We start from the raw sequence: 18,833 nt of genomic DNA, 5'->3' as shown, positions 1-18,833 counted from the left end.
CGGGCGGGGCGGCGCGGGCCAGCAGGTTGACCCGCTCCAGGGCGGCCGGGGCGGGCCGGCCGGCGAGCTCGCCGCGCACCAGCCGGCCGATGTGGCCGCGCAGTTCGCGGAAGGCGGGCAGCCAGGCAGCGGCGCAGGAGGGGAGGTCGCCGCCGTCGGGCACCAGGCCCGCGCCGGCCAGCCAGGACCGCAGCCGGTCGGGCGAGATCAGCCGCTCCTCGGGATGCGCGGTGGCGACGAGGTCCAGGCAGAGACGTCCGGCGTCGAACCGCAGCTCGTGGGGGACGGGGGTGGACGGGCGGGACCCTGTGGGTACTGCTGCCATGCCCTCTACAGTGCCCGCCCGCGGCCTACTTGGGAACGTGGGCGGGCGGATCGTCGTGCAGGATCCGCTGGAACAGGACGTGGTCGCGCCACTCGCCCGCGATGTGCAGAAACCGCGGCGCGAGTCCGTAGCGGACGAACCCGCACTTGGCGAGGACGCGCTGCGAGGCCACGTTGTCGGTGAGCGTGCCCGCCTCCAGGCGGTGCAGGCCGAGCTCGTCGCGGGAGATCCGGGCGATCTCCTCCAGGGCCGCCGGGACGAGTCCGCGCCCGCGGTGGTCCGCGTCGACCCAGTAGCCGACGCTCGCACTGCACAGCGGCCCGAGCACGATGCCGGTGAGCATCACCCGGCCCACGATCCGCTCCCCGTCGTCGAGCACCCAGGTCGCGCTCTGCGGCTGCGTGATCCGCTCGGTCTGCGCGGCGGCCGTGTAGTACGACGCGTCGCGGTACGGCTCGGTCGCCGCGAGATGGGCCTTGTTGCGGATCTGGGCATCGGCCAGCGCCTGCGCGTCCGCGGGGACGGCCCGGCGCAGCGTGATCCCGGGCGTGATCGATACATGCGGCATGTGCGTACCGTACGCGGGCCGGTGGACGCTCGCGTATGCGCCCGCGCGGCTCGGCGATGTCCGGCCGGCGGCCCCGCGCCTTCACTGGAGACATGACACGGACCAAGGGATTCGACGGACTTCTCCTCGGCGCGGCGACGGTCGCCATGGGACTCATCGCCGGCACGTTCTACATCTTCGGGTGCGCCGTGATGCCGGCGCTGGCGCGCAGCGGCGACCGCACGTACATCGAGGTGATGCAGAACATCAACGACGTCATCCAGAACCCGGTGTTCTTCCTGAGCTTCGTCGGGGCGCTGGTGCTGACCGGGGTCGCGGCGTGGCGGGTGCGGAGCCGGGCCGGGGTGCGCCGGTGGGTGTGGGCGGCGCTGGCCCTGTACGTGCTCGCGTTCGCGCTGACGGGGGTGCTGCACATCCCCCTGAACGACGCGCTCGCGGCAGCCGGCCCGCCCGCCCGCATCGCGGACCCGGCGAAGGTCCGCGCGGACTTCGAGGACCCCTGGGTGGCCTGGAACGTGGTCCGCGCCGTCCTCTGCACCCTGGCCTGCGCCTGCCTGACCCGCGCCCTCCTCACCCGCGCCTGCGGCAGCGGCCGGGGGTAGCGGACGAGATCCGCACCTCCAGGGGCGCGGGCCGCATCGACCTGCAGCTACGGCGCGTCCACCGCCAGCCGGTACCCCCGCTTCACCACCGTCTGCACCAGCCGCGGCGCCCCGAGCGCCCCCCGCAACCGCGCCATCGCCGTCTCGACGGCATGCTCGTCCCGCCCCGCCCCGGGCAGCGCCGCCAGCAGGTCGGCGCGGGCCACGACCCAGCCGGGCCGCCGCGCGAGCGCCCGCAGGAGCGCCATCCCGGCGGGCGGCACGGGCCGCAGGTCCCCGTCGACCAGGACCGCGTGGCCGCGGATCTCGACCCGGCACCCGGCGACGTGCAACACCCGCGCCCGGCCGGGCAGTTCACGGCACAGGAGCTGCACGAGCGGCCCGAGCCGGAACCGCTCCGGCTGCACCGTGTCGACCCCGCGCGCCTGGAGCGCCAGCGCCGTCACGGGCCCGACGCAGGCCGGTACGACGTCGTGCCGGAGCGCGTCGAGCAGCCCGGGCAACTGCCCGCGCACCTCGGCCCGTTCGAGGAGCGACACCGCGGCCGGCGCGGAGGTGAAGGTCAGGGCGTCGACCCCGCGCGCGAGGGTCGCGTCGAGCAGCCGGTCCACGGGCCCGATGTCCACCGGCGGCAGCCACCGGTACACCGGCACGCCCACCACCTCGGCCCCCGCCTCGCGCAGCGCCTCGACGAAGCCGGGCAGCGGCTCCCCGTGCAGCTGGACGGCCACCCGCCGCCCCTGGACGCCCTCGGCGAGCAGCCGGTCGAGCACCTCGGCCATCGACTCGGAGGACGGCGACCACTGTTCGGTCAGTCCGGCGGCCCGGATCGCGCCCTTGACCTTGGGTCCGCGGGCCAGCACCTCGACGCCGCGCAGCCGGGCCAGGAGCGACTCGCCCAGGCCCCAGCCGTCGGCGGCCTCGACCCAGCCGCGGAACCCGATGGCCGTCGTGGCGACCACCACGTCCGGCGCGTGGTCGATCAACTCCTTCGTCGCGGTGAGGAGTTCACTGTCGTCGGCGAGCGGCACGATGCGCAGGGCGGGCGCGTGCAGCACGGCCGCGCCGCGCCGCCGCAGCAGCGTGCCCAGCTCGTCGGCGCGGCGCGCGGCGGTCACCCCGACCGTGAAGCCCGCGAGCGGCCCGTGCCCGGCCTCGCCGGCCCGTGCCGTCGGCTCCGGCCCCGTCCCGGCGGCCTGCTGTTCCTCGTCCATGCTCGTTCTCGTCCCGCTCGACGGTCGTCCCGTGCACCGCGTCCACCGTGCACGCGGTCCGAGCCTGTCAACGCTCCGTGACGGGCCCGGTTCCACATGATTGCGTGCGTGTTACGCACCCGGCGGCGCCGCCGCGCTCACACCTCGGCGTAGCTGAGCTGCGGCTTCGTCCCGGCGCCGGTCGCTGCCACGGTACGGCCCGCCGCGCCACGAAGGTATACGGCCCATGTCACAGCGCAGCAGAGCGCGTAGAAGGCGAGGAAGGACACGAAGGCCCCGGTGCCGGTTCCCGCCCTCTGGAAGGACTGCCGGAAGGCGAGGTTGATGCCGAGCCCGCCGAGCGCCCCGACCGCGCCGATCAGCCCCATCGACGCCCCGGACAGCCGCCGCCCGTACGCGGCCGCGGCCTCCCCGGTGAGCCCCTTGCCGAGCGCCTTGGCGTGGAAGATGCCCGGGATCATCTTGTACGTGGACCCGTTGCCGAGCCCGCTGAGCACGAATACCACGATGAACGCGCCGGTGAACAGCGCCAGGGACGACCGGACCGACGCGAGCGCCACCACACCGGTCGCCGCGGCCATCGCCACGAACGTCCACAGGGTGATGCGCGCCCCGCCGAACCGGTCGGCGAGCCGGCCGCCGACGGGCCGGATCAGCGAGCCGAGCAGCGGGCCGACGAAGGTGACCCCGGCGGCCTGCAGCGGGGTCCGCCCGAACTGGGTCTGCAGGACGAGACCGAACGCGAACGAGTAGCCGATGAACGACCCGAACGTGCCGATGTACAGGAACGACATGATCCAGGTGTGCACGTCCCGCACCGCCGCCCCGGCCGCTCCGGTGTCGTTCCTCACCGTCGCCAGGTTGTCCATGAACAGGGCCGCGCACAGCGCGGCGACGACGACCAGCGGGATGTAGACGCCGAGCAGCACGCGCGGCCCGCCGCCCGCGCCGATGACGGCGAGCGCGATCAGCTGGATGACGGGCACGCCCACGTTCCCGCCGCCCGCGTTGAGTCCGAGTGCCCAGCCCTTCTTCCGCAGTGGGAAGAACGAGTTGATGTTCGTCATCGACGAGGCGAAGTTGCCGCCGCCGACACCGGTGAGCGCCGCACACAGCAGGAACGTGCCGTACGAGGTGCCGGGTTCCATCACCACGAACGCGGCGACGGACGGCACGAGCAGCAGGCTCGCCGCGATCACGGTCCAGTTGCGGCCGCCGAACAGGGCGACGGCGAAGGTGTACGGCACCCGCACGAACGCCCCGACGAGCGTGGCCATCGACACGAGGAAGAACTTCCCGGCGGGGTCGATGCCGTACTCGGGCCCCATGAAAAGGACCATGACCGACCACAGGGTCCACACCGAGAACCCGATGTGCTCGGACAGCACCGAGAACGCGAGGTTGCGGCGGGCCACCCCGGCGCCCGTGTCCCGCCAGAACGCCTCGTCCTCGGGGTCCCACTCTTCGATCCAGCTCCGGCCGGCCATCTGGCGCCTCCAGGTCACGGTTCGCGGCTGATGCGACCGACCGTAGGGAGGCGGGATTTCGGGGCTGTGCCGTGGCGTGACCGGCCGGGAACGTTGCTCTCACCCGGCGCCGGGACCGGCCGTGAGCATGCCCCGATCAGGTGGAGCCGGGACCGCTCCAGGGCAGCTTCACCGTGCCGCCGCCCTTGTCCCAGGTGAGGGTGACGACGTCGGAGGCCTGCGTGAGGTTCGCGGCGAACACCTTGTCCCCGGTGTCCTGGCCCACGCAGGACACCGCGATCCGGAACCGGTCACCGCTCAGCGGCTGGCCGATGCCCGTGCAGATGCCCTTACCGCCCGCGTCGATGTAGGAGACGCTGTACTTGCCCTTCGCCTCGCCGGAGGCCATCTTGGCGCCGACCGTGAGGGTCTGGGCCTTCTCGTTCTGCCACTGGCCCTGGTAGCCGGTGTCCCCCGCGGGCCGCTCCTCGGGCGGGCCGTCCGGCAGGTCCGGCGGCGCGCTGGACGGCTCGTCGGTGGGCACCTCCGTGGGCGGTGCGCTGGTCGGCGGGGTCGGGCTCTGCGTCACCGCGCCGCTGCTGTGCTGCGCGACCGGCTTGTCGTCGTCCCCGTCGTCGTCGCCGCTCGTCGCCAGCAGGACGCCGCCGCCGGCCAGTGCGGCGACGACCACGACCGCGGCCGCGATCAGGACGGCGCGTCTGCGCCCGCCGCCGGGCCGCTGCGGAGGCGGCGGCGGGAACTGACCGTAGGGCGGCGGCTGCTGGGGCCCGCCGTAGCCGTATCCGGGGCCGGGGCCGTACCCGGGGCCGGGCGCCGGTGCGGGCGGCTGCGCCGCGCCGTAGGGCCCGGGCGGCGCGGGCGGGTTCGCGTACGGGTTGTCCCCGCCGTACGGGCCCGGCTGCTGCGGCGGCGGGGCACCGTAGGGACCCGGCTGCCCGGGTGGTTGCTGCGGGGGCTGCGGCGGGGGCTGCGGCCCGCCGTAGCCGTACCCCTGGCCGTCGTGCGGCGGCTGTGTCATGCCGGTCCCCCGTTTGTCGCTCGTCCGGTGCGCCGCGCCAGTCAACCCGGCCCGGGACGGCGCCACAAGGGCGTCCCGGGCCGTGGTCACCGGCCGGCCCGCCGGATCAGGCCCGGCGCGTGCCCTTCCCGCCGCTCCCGGCGCGGCTCTTCCTCGACCCGTCCGGCCACAGCCGCGGCGGGCGCTTCGCCGCCAGGTCCTCGATCCAGCCGACCCCGACGATCGACAGCGCGATCAGCGGCCACACCAGGACGAACATCCACAGCGTGTACGTGGAGTCCAGGGCGCCGCTCCAGCGCTCGTCCCCCATGAACGGCAGGCTGTACGCGAGGTCGATGAGCGGGACCGTGGCCATGATCAGCATGTTGTGCCACAGATAGATCGTCACCGCGCGGTTGTTGGACAGCGTGATGACCTTGTCCCACTTCGCCAGCCGGCCCGGCAGCTGCTGCCAGGACGGCGAGTACTGGAGCAGGATGACGACGAAGCCGAAGGACCAGGTGGCCTGGGCCAGCGGGATGTCGTTCAGGTCCCAGCCGTCCGGGCCGAGGTGACCCGAGGCCCACCACAGGCCGAAGGCCATGACGAGCGCCGAGCAGGACACCGCGAGATAGCGCGGGATCGTGGCGAGCAGGCCCTCGTGGTGCGCGAAGCCGAGCACCCAGCAACTGCCGTAGACGGCGAAGTCGGTGACCGCGTTGCCCGTCTCCCCCGGGATGGTGACCAGGCCCGTGCCGATGACGGCGGCGAGGGCGAGCGGGGCGAGCAGCGTCGCCCACGGCACGCGGCGGAACGCCCACAGCAGCAGCGGCGAGGCGATCACGAACCACAGGTAGGCGCGCAGGTACCAGAGCGGGCCCGCGGCCTGGGCGGGCCAGGTCGCGTCGAGGAGGCCGCCGTCCGCGCCGATGTGCCACGGGTAGGTGGGGGCGCCGATCGGCACCAGGTAGTTGAAGAGGGTGGCCCAGCCCCAGGTGCCGCCGAGGTCGGGGTCCTTGCCCGGGTTCCACCCGGCCAGGAAGAGCATCGTGAGGACGACCGCGCCGAACGCCCACAGCGGCGGCAGCAGCCGCCGGACGCGGCCCCGGATCACGCTGAGCGCGGGGCGGCTCAGCGAGCGGGCCATCAGCGATCCGGCGAGGGCGAACATGACGCCCATCGACGGGAAGACGACCGACAGCCAGGCCCAGCCGAACAGGTGGTAGACGACCACGCGGACGAGCGCGGTCGTGCGCAGCAGGTCCAGGTAGCGGTCGCGGCCGGGCTTCTTCGGCGCGGGCTTCGCCTCCGGCGGCGCCTCGGGCAGCGGCCGGGTGGCGTCAGCGGCCGGAGCCGGGGCCGGCGGCGGCTCGGCGAGCCGGGTGGCCCCCGCCGCGTCGAACCAGCCGGCCTGCGCCGGCACCTGCTGGTCCGCGTACGGCGCCGGGTGCTGGTCCGCGTACTGGTCTGCGTACTGGTCTGCGTACGGCTCGTACTGCTCTGCGTACTGCTCCTGGTAACCCTGCTGCGGCGGGTACTGCTGTCCCCGGTACGCCGGGTCCTGGGGGTGCGTCATGCCACCGGCCTCCTGTCGTCACCGGCAACCGCCGCCGTCCGCTGGTGCGGAATGCCGCCGGGCGCCATGCCCACCGCGCCGGTGCGGCGCAGCTTCTGCCAGCGCAGCCGGCCGCCGGTGAGCGCGGTGATCCAGGACTGCAGCAGCACGACGTACATCAGCTGCCGGTACAGAAGCTGCTGGAGCGGAAGGGATATGAGGTGCGTCATCCGCTCCTTGTCGAGGCGGAACGCGTAGGCCGCGCAGACGCCCTGGAGCGCGAGCACGCCGAGCCAGGCGATCACGGTCTTCTGCGTGGGCCCGAACACGACCCCGTAGAGCAGGAAGACGTCGATCAGGGGCGCGAGCAGCGGCGCGAGGACCATGAAGAGGGAGACGAGCGGCAGGCCGACCCGGCCGAAGCGGCCGGAGGCGCCCGACTCGATCAGGGCGCGGCGGTGCTTCCAGATCGCCTGCATCGTGCCGTACGACCAGCGGTAGCGCTGCGACCACAGCTGCTGGACGGACTCGGGGGCCTCGGTCCACGCGCGCGCGTTCTCCGCGTAGACGACGCGCCAGCCCTGGCGGTGCAGGGCCATCGTGACGTCGGTGTCCTCGGCGAGCGTGTCGTCGCTCATGCCGCCGATGGGGTCCAGAGCGCTGCGCCGGAAGGCTCCGACGGCGCCGGGGATCGTCGGCATGCAGCGCAGGATGTCGTACATGCGGCGGTCGAGGTTGAAGCCCATCACGTACTCGATGTGCTGCCAGGCGCCGATGAGCGAGTCCCTGTTGCCCACCTTCGCGTTGCCCGCGACGGCGCCGACGCGCGGGTCGCCGAAGGGCTGCACGAGCTCGCGCACGGTGGACGGCTCGAAGACGGTGTCGCCGTCCATCATCACGACGAGGTCGAACCGGGCGTTGGCGAGGCCCCTGTTGAGGGCCGCGGGCTTGCCCGCGTTGTGCTGGCGGACCACGCGGACGTTGGGCAGCCGCATGTTCTCCACGAGGCGCGCGGTGCCGTCGGTGGAGCCGTCGTCGATGACGATCACCTCGATGGGGTGCTCACTGGACATGAGCGACCGCACGGTGTTCTCGATGCACTTCGCCTCGTTGTACGCCGGGACGAGCACCGAGACCGGCTCGGTGACCGGCGGTCCCCAGGCGAAGCCCCTGCGCCGCACGCGGCGGGCGTGGAGCGCGGAGAGCAGCAGCATCAGGCCGAAGCGGGCCATGACGAGGACGCCGATGACGGCGAGCCCCGCGACCATGACGGTCGTGATGTTCTCCGAGGCCTGGACCGCGTAGATCCACGCCCGGCCCTTCCACAGCTCCATGCCGGTGACCGGCGTGTGGGCGCTCTGGGTGCCGAGCGCCTCGGTCAGGTTCTGGAACCGGTAGCCCTTGTTCTGCAGGTCGGGCAGGAAGCGGTCGAGGGCGGCGACCGTCTGCGCGCGGTTGCCGCCGGAGTCGTGCATGAGGACGATCGCGCCCTTGCCGTGGTGCGGCGTGGCCCGGCGGATGATCTCCTCGACGCCGGGGCGCTTCCAGTCCTCGCTGTCGGTGTTGTTGACGACCGTGAGGTAGCCGCGCGAGCCGATGTACTGGGCGACCGGCCAGGACTTGTCGTCCATGGCGTCGGCGAACGACGAGTACGGCGGCCGGAACAGGGAGGTGCGCACGCCCGCCGCGCCCTCCAGGGCCAGCTGATTCTGCGACAGCTCCCAGTCGATGCGCCGCGTCGACTGGTACGACAGGTCGGGGTGGTTGAACGTGTGCAGGCCGACCTCGTGGCCCTCGTCGACCATGCGCCGCACGAGGTCCGGGTAGCGCGAGGCCATGGTGCCGGTGACGAAGAAGACGGCGTGCGCGTCGTGCTTCTTCAGGACGTCGAGGACCCTCGGCGTCCACTCCGGGTCGGGCCCGTCGTCGAAGGTGAGGACGAGCTTGTGGTCGTCGATGGACCGGCTGGTCGCGCGGCCCTGCCGGGTGTCGATGACCGGGCCGCCCTCGAGGATCTTGTCGGGCACCTTGTCGGTGGCCGCCTCGGGCTGGATGCGGTGGTCGGCCATGATCTCGCTGTGCACGTAGCCGCGCAGCAGGAGCATCGCGAGCAGGGCGACGAGCAGCAGGACGGGGAGCAGGTAGCGCAGCGGGACGCGGCGTCTGCGGGCAGGCTGACGCCGCCGGGAACGTGAGCGGTGGGACATCTCAGAGGACGCTGCTTTCCGGGGACGCGGCGGAAGCGGCCGGCGCGCCCGCGCCGGCGTGCTGATCGGCGGGGAGAGCGGAGGCGGCGGCGCCGTCGGCGACCGCGTCGGTGCCGGTGCCCGTGCCGGCGGCCGGGTCGCTCGCGCCGTCGGTGGGCTCGACCGGCGGGGTGCTGTCGTCGTCGGTGGGGTCCGGCGGGTCGACCGGCGGCGGGGTGTCGTCGGTGGGGTCCGGCGGGTCGACCGGCGGCGGGGTCGTCTTCCCGCCGGTGGGCTTGCCGGACGGGGTCGTGCCGGTGCCCGGGGACGTCGTGCCCGAGGTCGCGCCGGTGGCCGGGGCGGTGCCGTCACCGGGTGAACGGGACGCGTCGGGGGACGCGCTGTCCGAGGCCCCCGGAGACGGCGTGTCGCCCGGCGACGCCGACGGCGAGGCCGTCTCGGCGGGGACCAGGGGCTTGGTGTCTACCTGACCCGACGGCCCCTTCTTGTCGGAGTCCATGGGCAGCCACGGCGCGCTCGAGTTCCCCGAGAGCAGGGTGACCACCACGACGACCGCGTACACGGCGCAGGCCATGCCCACGGCCACGCCTATCCGGCGGAACGTGCGGCTGCGGCGCCCCGAGTCGTCGACGAAGACGGGGACTTCCTTGTCGTCGGCCGCGGGCGCGCCCGGGCCGGACTCGGCCGAGAGCAGCTCCCCCAGCTGCCGGCCGGCCCCGTCGAGCTGGACCGTCACCTCGTTCGGATCATGGGTCTGCCCTGTCAGGGCGTCTTCTCGCCAATTTTCCACGTACGCACTTCCCCCCACGGGCCTGTTCACGGGTGCGCGCGCGACTGCCGAGCATCGTCGTCCGGACCGGGCCCCCACCCGATCCGAGCGCCCCCCTTATCACACTGCGCCCGGACGAAGAATGTAGCGCACGCGAGTGACGGTCGTGGCCACGCCTCAGGTCCGGCTCATCATGATGAGTGCATCCATGGCCGGAATCCAGCCGTTCTGGGGGCACTCCAGCCAGCCGTTCTCGGCGGCGAGGGCGGTCGCGGCCGCGCGGAGTGCGGCGATTCCGGGGTGCTCCCGCCCCTTGCGCCACACCAGCGACACCGGTGACAGCGGGACCGGGTCGACGAGCGGTCTGCGCACCGTCCCGGGCATGGCCGGAAAGTCCACTCCGGTCAGTACCGGATTCCGGTACTTGGTCATGATCCGCCGGAATTCCTCCTTGCCGACGGCGAGAGGCGCGGGCGGGGCCACCTCGATGCCCCGGCCCTCGAACAGCAGCCGGGCCAGCTCGGTCCACTCGGGGGTGCGCGGGTTGCCCGCACCGGCGTAGACGGTCTCCCCCGCGAGGCGGCCGAGCGGGACGGCGTCGAGCGCGGCCAGCGGATGATCGTCGGGCAGCACGATCGCCATCGGCTCGTACCGCATCGGCTGCTGGTCGAGGCGGGCCCGCACGGCCGGGTCGAGTCCGGCGAACCGGCCGAAGGACACGTCGAGGCGCCCGGCGAGCAGCTCGGTGGCGGCGCCGGTCAGGCCGCTCTCGTAGCGGGCCATCAGCTCCTGGTCGGGGGCGAGTTCGCGGGCCCGCGCGAGGACGAGCTCGTGCACGAGGCCCGGACTGTTGACGTCCACGAGCAGCGGCGGGTGGTCCGGCGCGGGGGCGGTGAACGCGGCGAGCAGCGCGTCCTGCGCCGCGAGCGCCCGCCGCGCGTGGGGCAGCAGCCGTGCCCCGTCGGCGGTGAGGGCGACCTGCCGGGTGGTGCGGACGAACAGCTCGGCGCCGAGCTCGCGCTCCAGGCGGCGGATGTCCCGGCTCAGCGCCTGCTGCGCGACGTAGAGCCGGCCGGCGGCCCGGGTGAAGTGCAGCTCCTCGGCGACGGCGAGAAAGGCACGCAACAGGCGGGGTTCCACATGCGAGGGGGGCACCGGGCGAACCTACAACGCAGACGCGTGAACGGGCACCGGACAGGTGTTGGACCGCGGGCCCGGCCCGCGGCGACGCTCGGCACATGACTGACGCGCTCACGACACGACCCCGACGCGGCGGGTCCTACCTGCGGCTGTTCACGATCCCCGGCGCCCGCGCCTTCACCCTCGGCAACCTCATCGCCCGTTTCCCGCAGGGGATGTTCAGCATCAGCGCCGTGATCATGATCTCGGGGGTCCGCGGCTCCTACGCGCTCGCCGGTGCCGTCACCGCGACCGGCCTGGTCGCCAACGCGCTGGTCGGGCCGTGGACGGCACGCCTGGTGGACCGGTTCGGACAGGCCAGGGTGGCGGTCCCCGCGGTCGCGGTCTCGGCGTGCGGTTCGCTCGGGCTGCTGCTGTGCGTGCGCTCCGGGGCGCCCGACTGGACGCTGTTCGCCGCCTACCTGGCGACGGCGACGACCCCCAACACGGGCGGCATGTCCCGGGCCCGCTGGGCGCACCTGCTCGCCGACGACCCGGACGCCCTGCACACCGCCAACTCCTTCGAGCAGGCGGCGGACGAGTTCTGCTACATGCTCGGCCCGGTCGTCGCCGCGTTCCTGTGCGGGTCGCTGTTCCCGGAGGCGGGCACGCTGGCCTCGGCGCTCCTGATGGTGAGCGGCATCCTGGTCTTCGCGGCGCAGCGCTCGACGGAACCCCCGCCGCACCCCCGTGCTGAGAAGGCGCGCACCCCGCTGCTGGTCCGCGGCATGCCGCCCCTGCTGCTCTCCTTCCTCGCCATGGGCGGGATCTTCGGCTCGCTCGAGGTCGTCACGGTGGCGTTCGCCGACACGCAGGGGCACAAGGCGTGGGCGGGCGCGATCCTGGCGCTCCAGGCCGCGGGCTCAGGTGCGGCGGGCCTGGTCAACGGCGCCCTGCGGCCCACAGGACCCGCCGACCGCAGACACCCGCTGTGCGTGGCGGCGATGACGGCCCTGATGACCCTGCCGCTGCTCGCGGCCGCGCTCACCGGCTCCCTGTTCGTGCTCGGCGGGGCGCTCCTGATCGCGGGGATGGCGACGGCGCCGACGATGGTGACCGGCATGACGCTGATCCAGCGGCGCACACCGGCCGCCCAGTTGAACGAGGGCATGACCCTCGCCGTGACCGGCCTGCTCGGCGGCATCGCGTGCGGCTCGGCCGTGGGCGGCACGGCGGTGGAGCACTGGGGCCCGACGCCTGCGTACGCGGTCCCGGTCACGGCGGCGGCCTGCGCCCTGCTGCTCGCCCTGTACGGCTACGCCTGCCGCCCGGGCCGCCCGTCCTGAGCCCGGGGCACGCTCAGCACGCGGCGGGCTTGCGCCACGAGCACTCCAGCCCGCCGTCGCGCTCGGCGGCGGGCACGGCGCGCACGGACTTCGGCAGGACCGCCGTCGCCTTCTGCGCGGTGGACCGGGCGAGGGTGACGACGACGGCGTCCTCCAGCGGTTTCACGGAGTCGACCAGGTAGTTGTTCTGCACGACGCTGTAGACCAGTTCGCGTCCGTCGGCGGCCTTCACGTAGCCGGACAGCGCCGAGGCACCGGTCAGGGAGCCGGTCTTGCCCCGTGCGTTCCCGGCGGCCGGGGTGTCGCACATCCGGGACCTCAGGGTGCCGCCGACGAAGCGCTCGGGCGCGCAGGCCACCGGCAGCGCGGCGTACCAGTCCGCGTACCAGGGCGCCTTGCGCACGGCCAGCAGCAGGTCGGCGATCTGGCGTGCCGCGAAGTTGTCCTTGCGGGACAGCCCCGAGCCGTCCACCTGGCGCACCTTCCCGGCGTCGACGCCCGCACCCCGCAGGTATCCGGCGACGGCGGCGGTGCCGTCGGCCCAACTGCCCGGCCGCCCGGTCGCCTTGTGGCCCATGGCCTTGATCAGGGACTCGGCGTGCATGTTGTTGGACAGCTTCAGGAACGGCACGAGCAGCTCCCTGAGCGGCATCGACGCGTGCGTGGCCAGCCGCGCCGCGCCCGCCGGGGTGGCCCGGCCGAGCCGGGTGCCGCCCTCGACCCGCACGCCGTGCGCGGCGAGGGCGTCACGGAACACGGCGGCCGCGTAGCCGGTCGGCTCCCAGACCGTGACCCACTCCTTGGCGGTGTCACCGCCGACCGGGAGCGAGCCCGCGACCGTGATGGTGTTGGTGCCGTGCGCGCGCTCGACGGTCACGCCGTCCGCACCGTCGGCCGCGACGGTGCGCGCCCGCACGTCGAGGTGCACGTACCGGTTCGGCGGCGTGACCTTGACGACGGGCTTGTCGCCCGCCTTCCGGCCGGGGGCGACCTCGACGATGACCGTCCCGGTGTCGTAGTCGGTGTCGGGGGCGACGCTCAGCGCGGAGATCTGCGCCGCGTAGTACGAGGACTCGTCGTCGGCGCCCCACGTGTCGCCCTGCCGGTGGCCGTCGAAGCGGGTGTCGTCGGCGACGAGCCGTCCGTCGACCCGGTGCACGCCCGCCGCCGCGACGTCCGCGGCGAGCCGGTCGTAGTCGGCGGCGAGCGTCGTCGGATCGCCGGTCCCGCGCAGGTAGAGGTCCCCGGCGAGGACCCCGCCGCGCACCCGCCCGGCGGCCAGCACATCGGTGCTGAACCGGTGCTCGGGGCCCAGGAGCTGCATGGCGGCGGCTGACGTGGCGAGCTTCGTGTTGGAGGCGGGCATCAGCCGCGCGGTCGGATCGTGCTGGTAGAGCGTCTCGCCGGTGCGCGCGTCGGCGACGACGACGCTCGCGGCGCCGCCCTCCATGCGCGGGTCGCCGAGGATCGTGTCGATGGCCTCGGGCAGTCCGCTGGGGTCGGTGTCGGCTCCGGCCGGCCCGCCCCAGGACAGCGTGGCCGCGGCCACGGCCACGACGGCGGGCCACACCCAGCGCCTCGCCCGCCCGCGGAATCCGATGTCTCGTCTCACAGGTCCGTCAGGTCTGCTCATGCCACAGCAGCATCCCGGACACCGGCACCCGCGCCAAGACCGCCACGGCCCCCTGAACACGACAAAGGCCCGGCCGTCGAAGACGGTCGGGCCTGTATCGCATGGGATGAGTGGAGATGGCGGGAATCGAACCCGCGTCCAACGGTGCAGCAGCAGGGCTTCTCCGTGTGCAGTTCGCTTCGATTTTCTCGGCCCCGGTGATCACGCGAACAAGTCGCCGACGGGCCCAGTCACTGTTTGATTTCCCATCGAACCCCGTGACCGGGCTCGATGGTTTAGTTCCCTAGATTATGCCAGGATCCGGGTCGGGAACACTCCCGGGCTGACACCCTTTTAGGGTCCTTCAGTCGCTGTTATCAGGCAGCGAGGGCGAAGGACTGGGAATCGCTCTTGGAATTGGCGATTATTGGTTGCGACATATGGTTTACGAGATCATTGCCGCTTCCTCGACACGCTTCCCCTGCTTCGACATCCGCTGTCGAAACCGATCATCCCCATGTTGTTTTTTCAAAAGGTGCCGCTGCAACGAGCGACATGGACCATGGTACGCGACCGGCGCCCCACGATGCCAGCCATTAACGCTCCCGTGCCCGCTGCCGCCGCTTCGCCGCCGCGATGGCCCGGTCCGAGTCCCTGCGGTCCTGCTGCTCGCGCAGCGTCTGCCGCTTGTCGTACTCCTTCTTTCCCTTGGCGAGCGCGATCTCGGCCTTCGCCCGGCCGTCCTTGAAGTAGAGCGCCAGGGTCACGATCGTGTGACCGGTCTCCTGGGACTTCGCCTCGAGCTTGTCGATCTCCTCGCGGTGCAGGAGCAGCTTGCGCTTGCGCCGCACCGCGTGGTTCGTCCACGTCCCCTGGCTGTACTCGGGGATGTGCGCGTTGTGCAGCCAGGCCTCGTGCCCGTCGACCTGGACGAAGGCGTCGGCCAGGGACGCCCGCCCCTGGCGCAGCGACTTGACCTCGGTCCCGGTCAGCACGATGCCGGCCTCGTAGGTGTCCATGATCAGGTAGTCGTGGCGCGCCTTCTTGTTCTGCGCGACCATCTTGCGCTTGCCGTCCTTCTTGGACGCCGCCCCCTGGCCCTGCTTGGGCTGGGACTCCTTCGGTACGTACATTGCCTTGGCCATAGTGCTGGCCATTTTCGCACTACGAGGGGTCCCCCAGGCCACTCAATACTGTCTCGGCCCGCTCCAGGGCCGTGGCGTCGGCCTCCAGGTCCGGGGTGATGCCCCGGCCGTCGACGGTGCGGCCCGACGGGGTGCGGTAGTGCCCGACGGTCAGCTCCACCACGGAGCCGTCGGGCAGCCGGCTCGGCATCTGCACCGAGCCCTTGCCGAAGGTGCGGGAGCCCACGACGACCGCGCGGCCGCGGTCCTGGAGGGCGCCGGTGAGCAGCTCGGCCGCGCTCATCGTCCCGCTGTCGACGAGCACGACCACGGGTCTGGCGGTGTCACCGCCCCGCTCGGCGTGCAGCGCCCGCTGCCGGCCGCGCACGTCGTACGTCGCGACGAGCCCGCCGTCGAGGAAGGCGGAGGCCGCGGTGACGGCCTCGGTGACCAGGCCGCCCCCGTTCCCCCGCAGGTCGAGGACGAGGCCGCCGCCCGCGGGCGCCTCGCGCACCGCCCGCCGCACCTGCGCGCCCGCGCCCTTGGTGAACGCGCCGACCTTCACGAGGGTGCCCGCACCGCGCAGCCGGGTCACCGTGACCGGGTCCGTGGAGAGGGCGGCCCGGCGCAGGGTCTGTGTCCACGCGCGCGTGCCGCGCCGCAGCCCGACCTCGACGGAGGTGCCCGCGTGCTCGCCGCGCAGCAGTCCGAGGACCTCGGTGACCGGGCGGCCGGTGACGGGGCGGCCGTCGACCGCGGTGATCCGGTCGCCCGCGCGCAGCCCGGCGTCCCGCGCCGGAGATCCGTCGCGCACCTTGGTCACCTGGAGGTGGCCGGCGGCGGTGCGCCGCACCCACAGGCCGACGCCCGTGTACTCGCCGTCCAGGGACTGCTCGAACTCCTCGTACTCGCCCTCGGAGTAGACCGCGGCCCAGCGGTCCCCGCTGCGGCTGACGGCCTCCTCGGCGGCCTTCACGGGCGACGTGCCGTCGGCCATCGCCCGGGCGGCGGCCTCGGAAGGGTCGGGCAGCGGCCGCTCGTGCGCGGCGGCGAGCTGGTCGTCCTGCCCGGCGCTCCCGTGCTCCTCGCCCGGCAGCCCGCCGGTGGCCGCGCCGGCGGCGAGGACCCCCGCGAAGACCAAACTCAGGGCCGCCCCGCGGCCGAAGCGACGGGGCCGGGAGAACAGCTCCGGGCCGGACATGCCGGTGAGTCTAGGACAACCCGAAGCGGCGTACGGGAAGTTGAACCGTACGCCGCACTCGGACGGACAGGACGCTCGTCACACCTTCAGGTACTTGCGCAGAGCGACGAACGCCGCCAGCGCCGGCATCAGCACACTCACCGCGAGGATCAGCGGCAGCTTGGTCAGCACCGCGTCCCAGCCGATGAAGTTGATGAGCTGGAGCTTCTCGGACAGCGCCACACCGTTGTCGATCACGAAGTACTGGCCGGCCGCGAGGAACACACAGGCGATGCCGCCGCCGATGAGGCCCGCGACGGCGGCCTCCATGATGAACGGCGCCTGGATGTAGAAGCCGGACGCGCCGACGAGCCGCATGATCCCGGTCTCGCGGCGGCGGCTGAACGCGGACACCCGCACGGTGTTGACGATCAGCAGCAGGGCGACGACGAGCATGACCGCCATGACCGCGCCCGCCGCGACGTTGAGATAGCCGAGCAGCCGGAAGAGGTTGTCGAGCACGCCCTTCTGGTCCTGCACCGACTGCACACCGGGCCGCCCGTTGAACGCGGTCGCGATGACCTCGTACTTCTCCGGGTCCTTGAGCTTGATCCGGTACGACTCCTGGAGCTGGTCCGGGGTCAGCGAGCTGGCCAGCGGGGAGTCGCCGAACTGCTCCTTGTAGTGCTTGTACGCCTCGTCCTGCGACTCGTGCGCCACCTTGTCGACGACCGACATCTTGTCCAGGTCGCTGACGATCTGCTTCTTCTGCTCGGCCGTGACCGGGCCCTTGGCACAGTTCGGGTCGGACTCGGCGTCTCCCTTGTTGCACAGGAAGATCGAGACGTTGACCTTGTCGTACCAATAGCCCTTCATCTGGTTGACCTGATCGCTCATCAGGAGCGAGCCGCCGAACAGGGCGAGCGAGAGGGCGACCGAGATGATGACGGCGAAGGTCATCGTGAGATTGCGGCGGAGACCGACGCCGATCTCCGACAGGACGAATTGGGCACGCATGTGCTTACAGAGCCTTTCGCAGTTCTTCTACGGTGCCGGTCAGTGCTGGTAGCCGTAGACGCCGCGGGCCTGGTCGCGGACGAGGCGGCCCTTCTCCAGCTCGATGACGCGCTTGCGCATCTGGTCCACGATGTTCTGGTCGTGAGTGGCCATCACCACGGTGGTGCCCGTGCGGTTGATGCGGTCGAGCAGCTTCATGATGCCGACCGAGGTCTGCGGGTCGAGGTTGCCCGTGGGCTCGTCCGCGATCAGCAGCTTGGGACGGTTCACGAACGCGCGGGCGATGGCCACACGCTGCTGCTCACCACCCGAGAGCTCCCCGGGCATGCGCTCCTCCTTGCCGCCCAGCCCGACGAGGTCGAGCACCTGGGGCACGGACTTGCGGATCTCGCCGCGGGACTTGCCGATGACCTCCTGCGCGAACGCCACGTTCTCGCCGACCGTCTTGTTGGGCAGCAGCCGGAAGTCCTGGAAGACCGTGCCGAGCTGGCGGCGGATCTGCGGGACCTTCCAGTTCGAGACGCGGCCCAGGTCCTTGCCCAGGACGTGCACCTGGCCGTGGCTGGCACGCTCCTCGCGCAGGATCAGGCGCAGGAAGGTGGACTTGCCGGAGCCGGACGAACCGACCAGGAAGACGAACTCACCGCGCTCGACCTCCAGGGAGACATCCCTGAGGGCGGGCCGGGTCTGCTTGGGGTAGACCTTGGAGACGTTGTCGAATCGGATCACTGGTGCGCCTCGGAGCTTCGGGGGCGTCGGGGGCGGGGATGTCCGAGACACCCCCTCGGTGTGCGTGACCATACGCGAATGGGGAGGCGGCGTGCAGGCGCCGCCCCTGGTTGCGCGTTTTGTCCCGGCGCCGGTCCGCCGAGGTGCCGCTTTTGTCCGTCCCGCGCCTGGTCAGGGCCGCTCCCTGGAGGGAGGCGCGCCGAAAATCCGCGAAGCTGGCACAGTGGTAGGGGAACGGTTGCGTTTCCCGGAGCGTTGAGCGGAGAGAACCAGTGGGTATGTGGACGGCAGGCTCCGCGGCGCGTGAGGAGGACAGCGCATGACCTATGACCGCTTGGTGTGCGCGAACTGCGCGGCGCCCGTGAGCGAGGGCCGCTGCCCCGTCTGCCGGGCGAACCGCGAGCGGCTCCAGCAGGAGCACCCGCTGTCCGGCCTCCACCCGATGGCACTGATCGCGCTGGCGGCCGTGGTGATCGCCGCACTGGCCCTGCTCGCGGCGCACCAGACCGTGTAACCGGCCGCGCCGCCGGCGACAGACACACGAAGGGCCCGGAGCCGGGTGGCTCCGGGCCCTTCGTCACGCCGGGTGCGCGCGGTGAGCGTCAGCTCACGCAGCGGCGCCGCGGTTGTTGGCGAGACGCGGCAGCAGGCGGAAGCCCACACCGCCCGCGATCATCGTCGCGGCGCCGATCAGCAGGATCGTGGTGCCGGAGGAACCGGTCTCGGCGAGCTCGCCGTCCGAGCCCTTGCCGGTGCCGGTGCCGGTCTGCTCGGCCGGGGCGGAGCCGGTGTCGCTCAGACCGTCCTCGCTCTGGCCGCCCTGCTCGACGGGGTTGTTGTCGCCGTCGGGGTTGGTGTTGTCGCCACCGTTGCCGCCGCCGCCGTTGCCGCCGCCACCGTTCTGGTCGCCGCCGTTGCCGCCGCCGTTACCGTTGCCGCCGTTCTGGTTGCCACCGTTCTGGTCGCCGCCGTTGCCGCCGCC

17 protein-coding genes, 1 other RNA gene and 1 pseudogene are annotated in these 18,833 nt (G+C 72.7%); 3 read left to right on the top strand and 16 right to left on the bottom strand.

Annotation, left to right across the window (positions count from 1 at the left end):
* Both GTW43_RS19845 and GTW43_RS19840 read right to left on the bottom strand, forming a co-directional pair.
* On the bottom strand, window positions 1-325 hold a 325-nt coding region (locus GTW43_RS19845; protein ID WP_202501717.1), incomplete at its 3' end, for an ABATE domain-containing protein.
* Window positions 326-350: 25 nt separating this feature from the next.
* Window positions 351-893, bottom strand: a complete 543-nt coding sequence (locus GTW43_RS19840; RefSeq protein WP_161303359.1) for a GNAT family protein — start codon at window positions 891-893, stop codon at window positions 351-353.
* Between the two features lie 92 nt (window positions 894-985).
* Between GTW43_RS19840 and GTW43_RS19835 the strand changes: the two genes are divergently transcribed.
* A complete protein-coding gene (locus tag GTW43_RS19835) occupies window positions 986-1,495 on the top strand; it encodes an anthrone oxygenase family protein (RefSeq protein ID WP_237536702.1) in 510 nt (169 codons plus the stop codon).
* Window positions 1,496-1,542: 47 nt separating this feature from the next.
* Here the strand turns inward: GTW43_RS19835 and GTW43_RS19830 are convergent, their stop codons facing one another.
* The 7 genes from GTW43_RS19830 to GTW43_RS19800 form a co-directional block, all read right to left on the bottom strand.
* Window positions 1,543-2,709, bottom strand: coding sequence for a uroporphyrinogen-III synthase (locus GTW43_RS19830; RefSeq protein ID WP_161303357.1), 1,167 nt, complete (start codon window positions 2,707-2,709; stop codon window positions 1,543-1,545).
* Window positions 2,710-2,846: 137 nt separating this feature from the next.
* Window positions 2,847-4,196 (bottom strand): nitrate/nitrite transporter, encoded by a 1,350-nt coding sequence (locus GTW43_RS19825; protein WP_161303356.1) that lies wholly within the window; start codon window positions 4,194-4,196, stop codon window positions 2,847-2,849.
* Window positions 4,197-4,332: 136 nt separating this feature from the next.
* Complete coding sequence (locus GTW43_RS37575) at window positions 4,333-5,214, bottom strand: hypothetical protein (RefSeq protein WP_202501711.1); 882 nt, start codon at window positions 5,212-5,214, stop codon at window positions 4,333-4,335.
* A 106-nt stretch (window positions 5,215-5,320) separates the two neighbouring features.
* The gene (locus tag GTW43_RS19815) at window positions 5,321-6,769 is read right to left on the bottom strand and encodes an acyltransferase (RefSeq protein WP_237536701.1); all 1,449 of its coding nucleotides are present in this window, start codon (window positions 6,767-6,769) and stop codon (window positions 5,321-5,323) included.
* Entirely contained in the window at window positions 6,766-8,955 is a 2,190-nt protein-coding gene (locus tag GTW43_RS19810; RefSeq protein ID WP_161303355.1) for a glycosyltransferase, read from the bottom strand. The genes GTW43_RS19815 and GTW43_RS19810 overlap by 4 nt, the downstream gene beginning before the upstream one ends.
* Before the next feature lies 1 nt (window position 8,956).
* Window positions 8,957-9,691, bottom strand: a complete 735-nt coding sequence (locus GTW43_RS19805) for a hypothetical protein (protein ID WP_161303354.1) — start codon at window positions 9,689-9,691, stop codon at window positions 8,957-8,959.
* Window positions 9,692-9,901: 210 nt separating this feature from the next.
* Window positions 9,902-10,879: a LysR family transcriptional regulator gene (locus tag GTW43_RS19800; protein ID WP_161303353.1), complete on the bottom strand. Its 978-nt coding sequence runs from the start codon at window positions 10,877-10,879 to the stop codon at window positions 9,902-9,904.
* 83 nt (window positions 10,880-10,962) lie between these two features.
* Between GTW43_RS19800 and GTW43_RS19795 the strand changes: the two genes are divergently transcribed.
* Window positions 10,963-12,189: an MFS transporter gene (locus GTW43_RS19795; protein ID WP_161303352.1), complete on the top strand. Its 1,227-nt coding sequence runs from the start codon at window positions 10,963-10,965 to the stop codon at window positions 12,187-12,189.
* A gap of 13 nt (window positions 12,190-12,202) precedes the next feature.
* On the opposite strand, the gene dacB is transcribed toward GTW43_RS19795, so the two are convergent.
* The 6 genes from dacB to ftsE all read right to left on the bottom strand — a co-directional run bounded on the left by dacB (window position 12,203) and on the right by ftsE (window position 17,851).
* Complete coding sequence (gene dacB / locus GTW43_RS19790) at window positions 12,203-13,822, bottom strand: D-alanyl-D-alanine carboxypeptidase/D-alanyl-D-alanine-endopeptidase (protein WP_161303351.1); 1,620 nt, start codon at window positions 13,820-13,822, stop codon at window positions 12,203-12,205.
* A gap of 108 nt (window positions 13,823-13,930) precedes the next feature.
* Window positions 13,931-14,318: a transfer-messenger RNA gene (ssrA, locus tag GTW43_RS19785) on the bottom strand.
* Window positions 14,319-14,397: 79 nt separating this feature from the next.
* The gene (gene smpB, locus GTW43_RS19780; RefSeq protein ID WP_202501709.1) at window positions 14,398-14,934 is read right to left on the bottom strand and encodes an SsrA-binding protein SmpB; all 537 of its coding nucleotides are present in this window, start codon (window positions 14,932-14,934) and stop codon (window positions 14,398-14,400) included.
* 31 nt (window positions 14,935-14,965) lie between these two features.
* Window positions 14,966-16,126 (bottom strand): S41 family peptidase, encoded by a 1,161-nt coding sequence (locus GTW43_RS19775; protein ID WP_161303349.1) that lies wholly within the window; start codon window positions 16,124-16,126, stop codon window positions 14,966-14,968.
* A 78-nt stretch (window positions 16,127-16,204) separates the two neighbouring features.
* Window positions 16,205-17,122 carry a permease-like cell division protein FtsX gene (gene ftsX / locus GTW43_RS19770; RefSeq protein ID WP_161303348.1) on the bottom strand — a complete coding sequence of 306 codons (918 nt, stop codon included), beginning with the start codon at window positions 17,120-17,122 and terminating at the stop codon, window positions 16,205-16,207.
* A gap of 39 nt (window positions 17,123-17,161) precedes the next feature.
* Window positions 17,162-17,851, bottom strand: a complete 690-nt coding sequence (ftsE, locus tag GTW43_RS19765; RefSeq protein ID WP_161303347.1) for a cell division ATP-binding protein FtsE — start codon at window positions 17,849-17,851, stop codon at window positions 17,162-17,164.
* A 319-nt stretch (window positions 17,852-18,170) separates the two neighbouring features.
* On the opposite strand from ftsE, the gene GTW43_RS19760 reads away from it, so the two are divergent.
* A complete protein-coding gene (locus tag GTW43_RS19760; RefSeq protein ID WP_161303346.1) occupies window positions 18,171-18,365 on the top strand; it encodes a hypothetical protein in 195 nt (64 codons plus the stop codon).
* A 93-nt stretch (window positions 18,366-18,458) separates the two neighbouring features.
* Here the strand turns inward: GTW43_RS19760 and GTW43_RS19755 are convergent.
* Window positions 18,459-18,833 (bottom strand): annotated as a pseudogene (locus GTW43_RS19755) (hypothetical protein); the annotation flags it as partial.

The sequence above is a fragment of the Streptomyces sp. SID5785 genome (assembly GCF_009870065.1).
Lineage (GTDB): Bacteria > Actinomycetota > Actinomycetes > Streptomycetales > Streptomycetaceae > Streptomyces.
The sequence above is the reverse complement of the archived record's forward strand: the minus strand, read 5'-3'. Positions and strand labels throughout refer to the sequence as shown.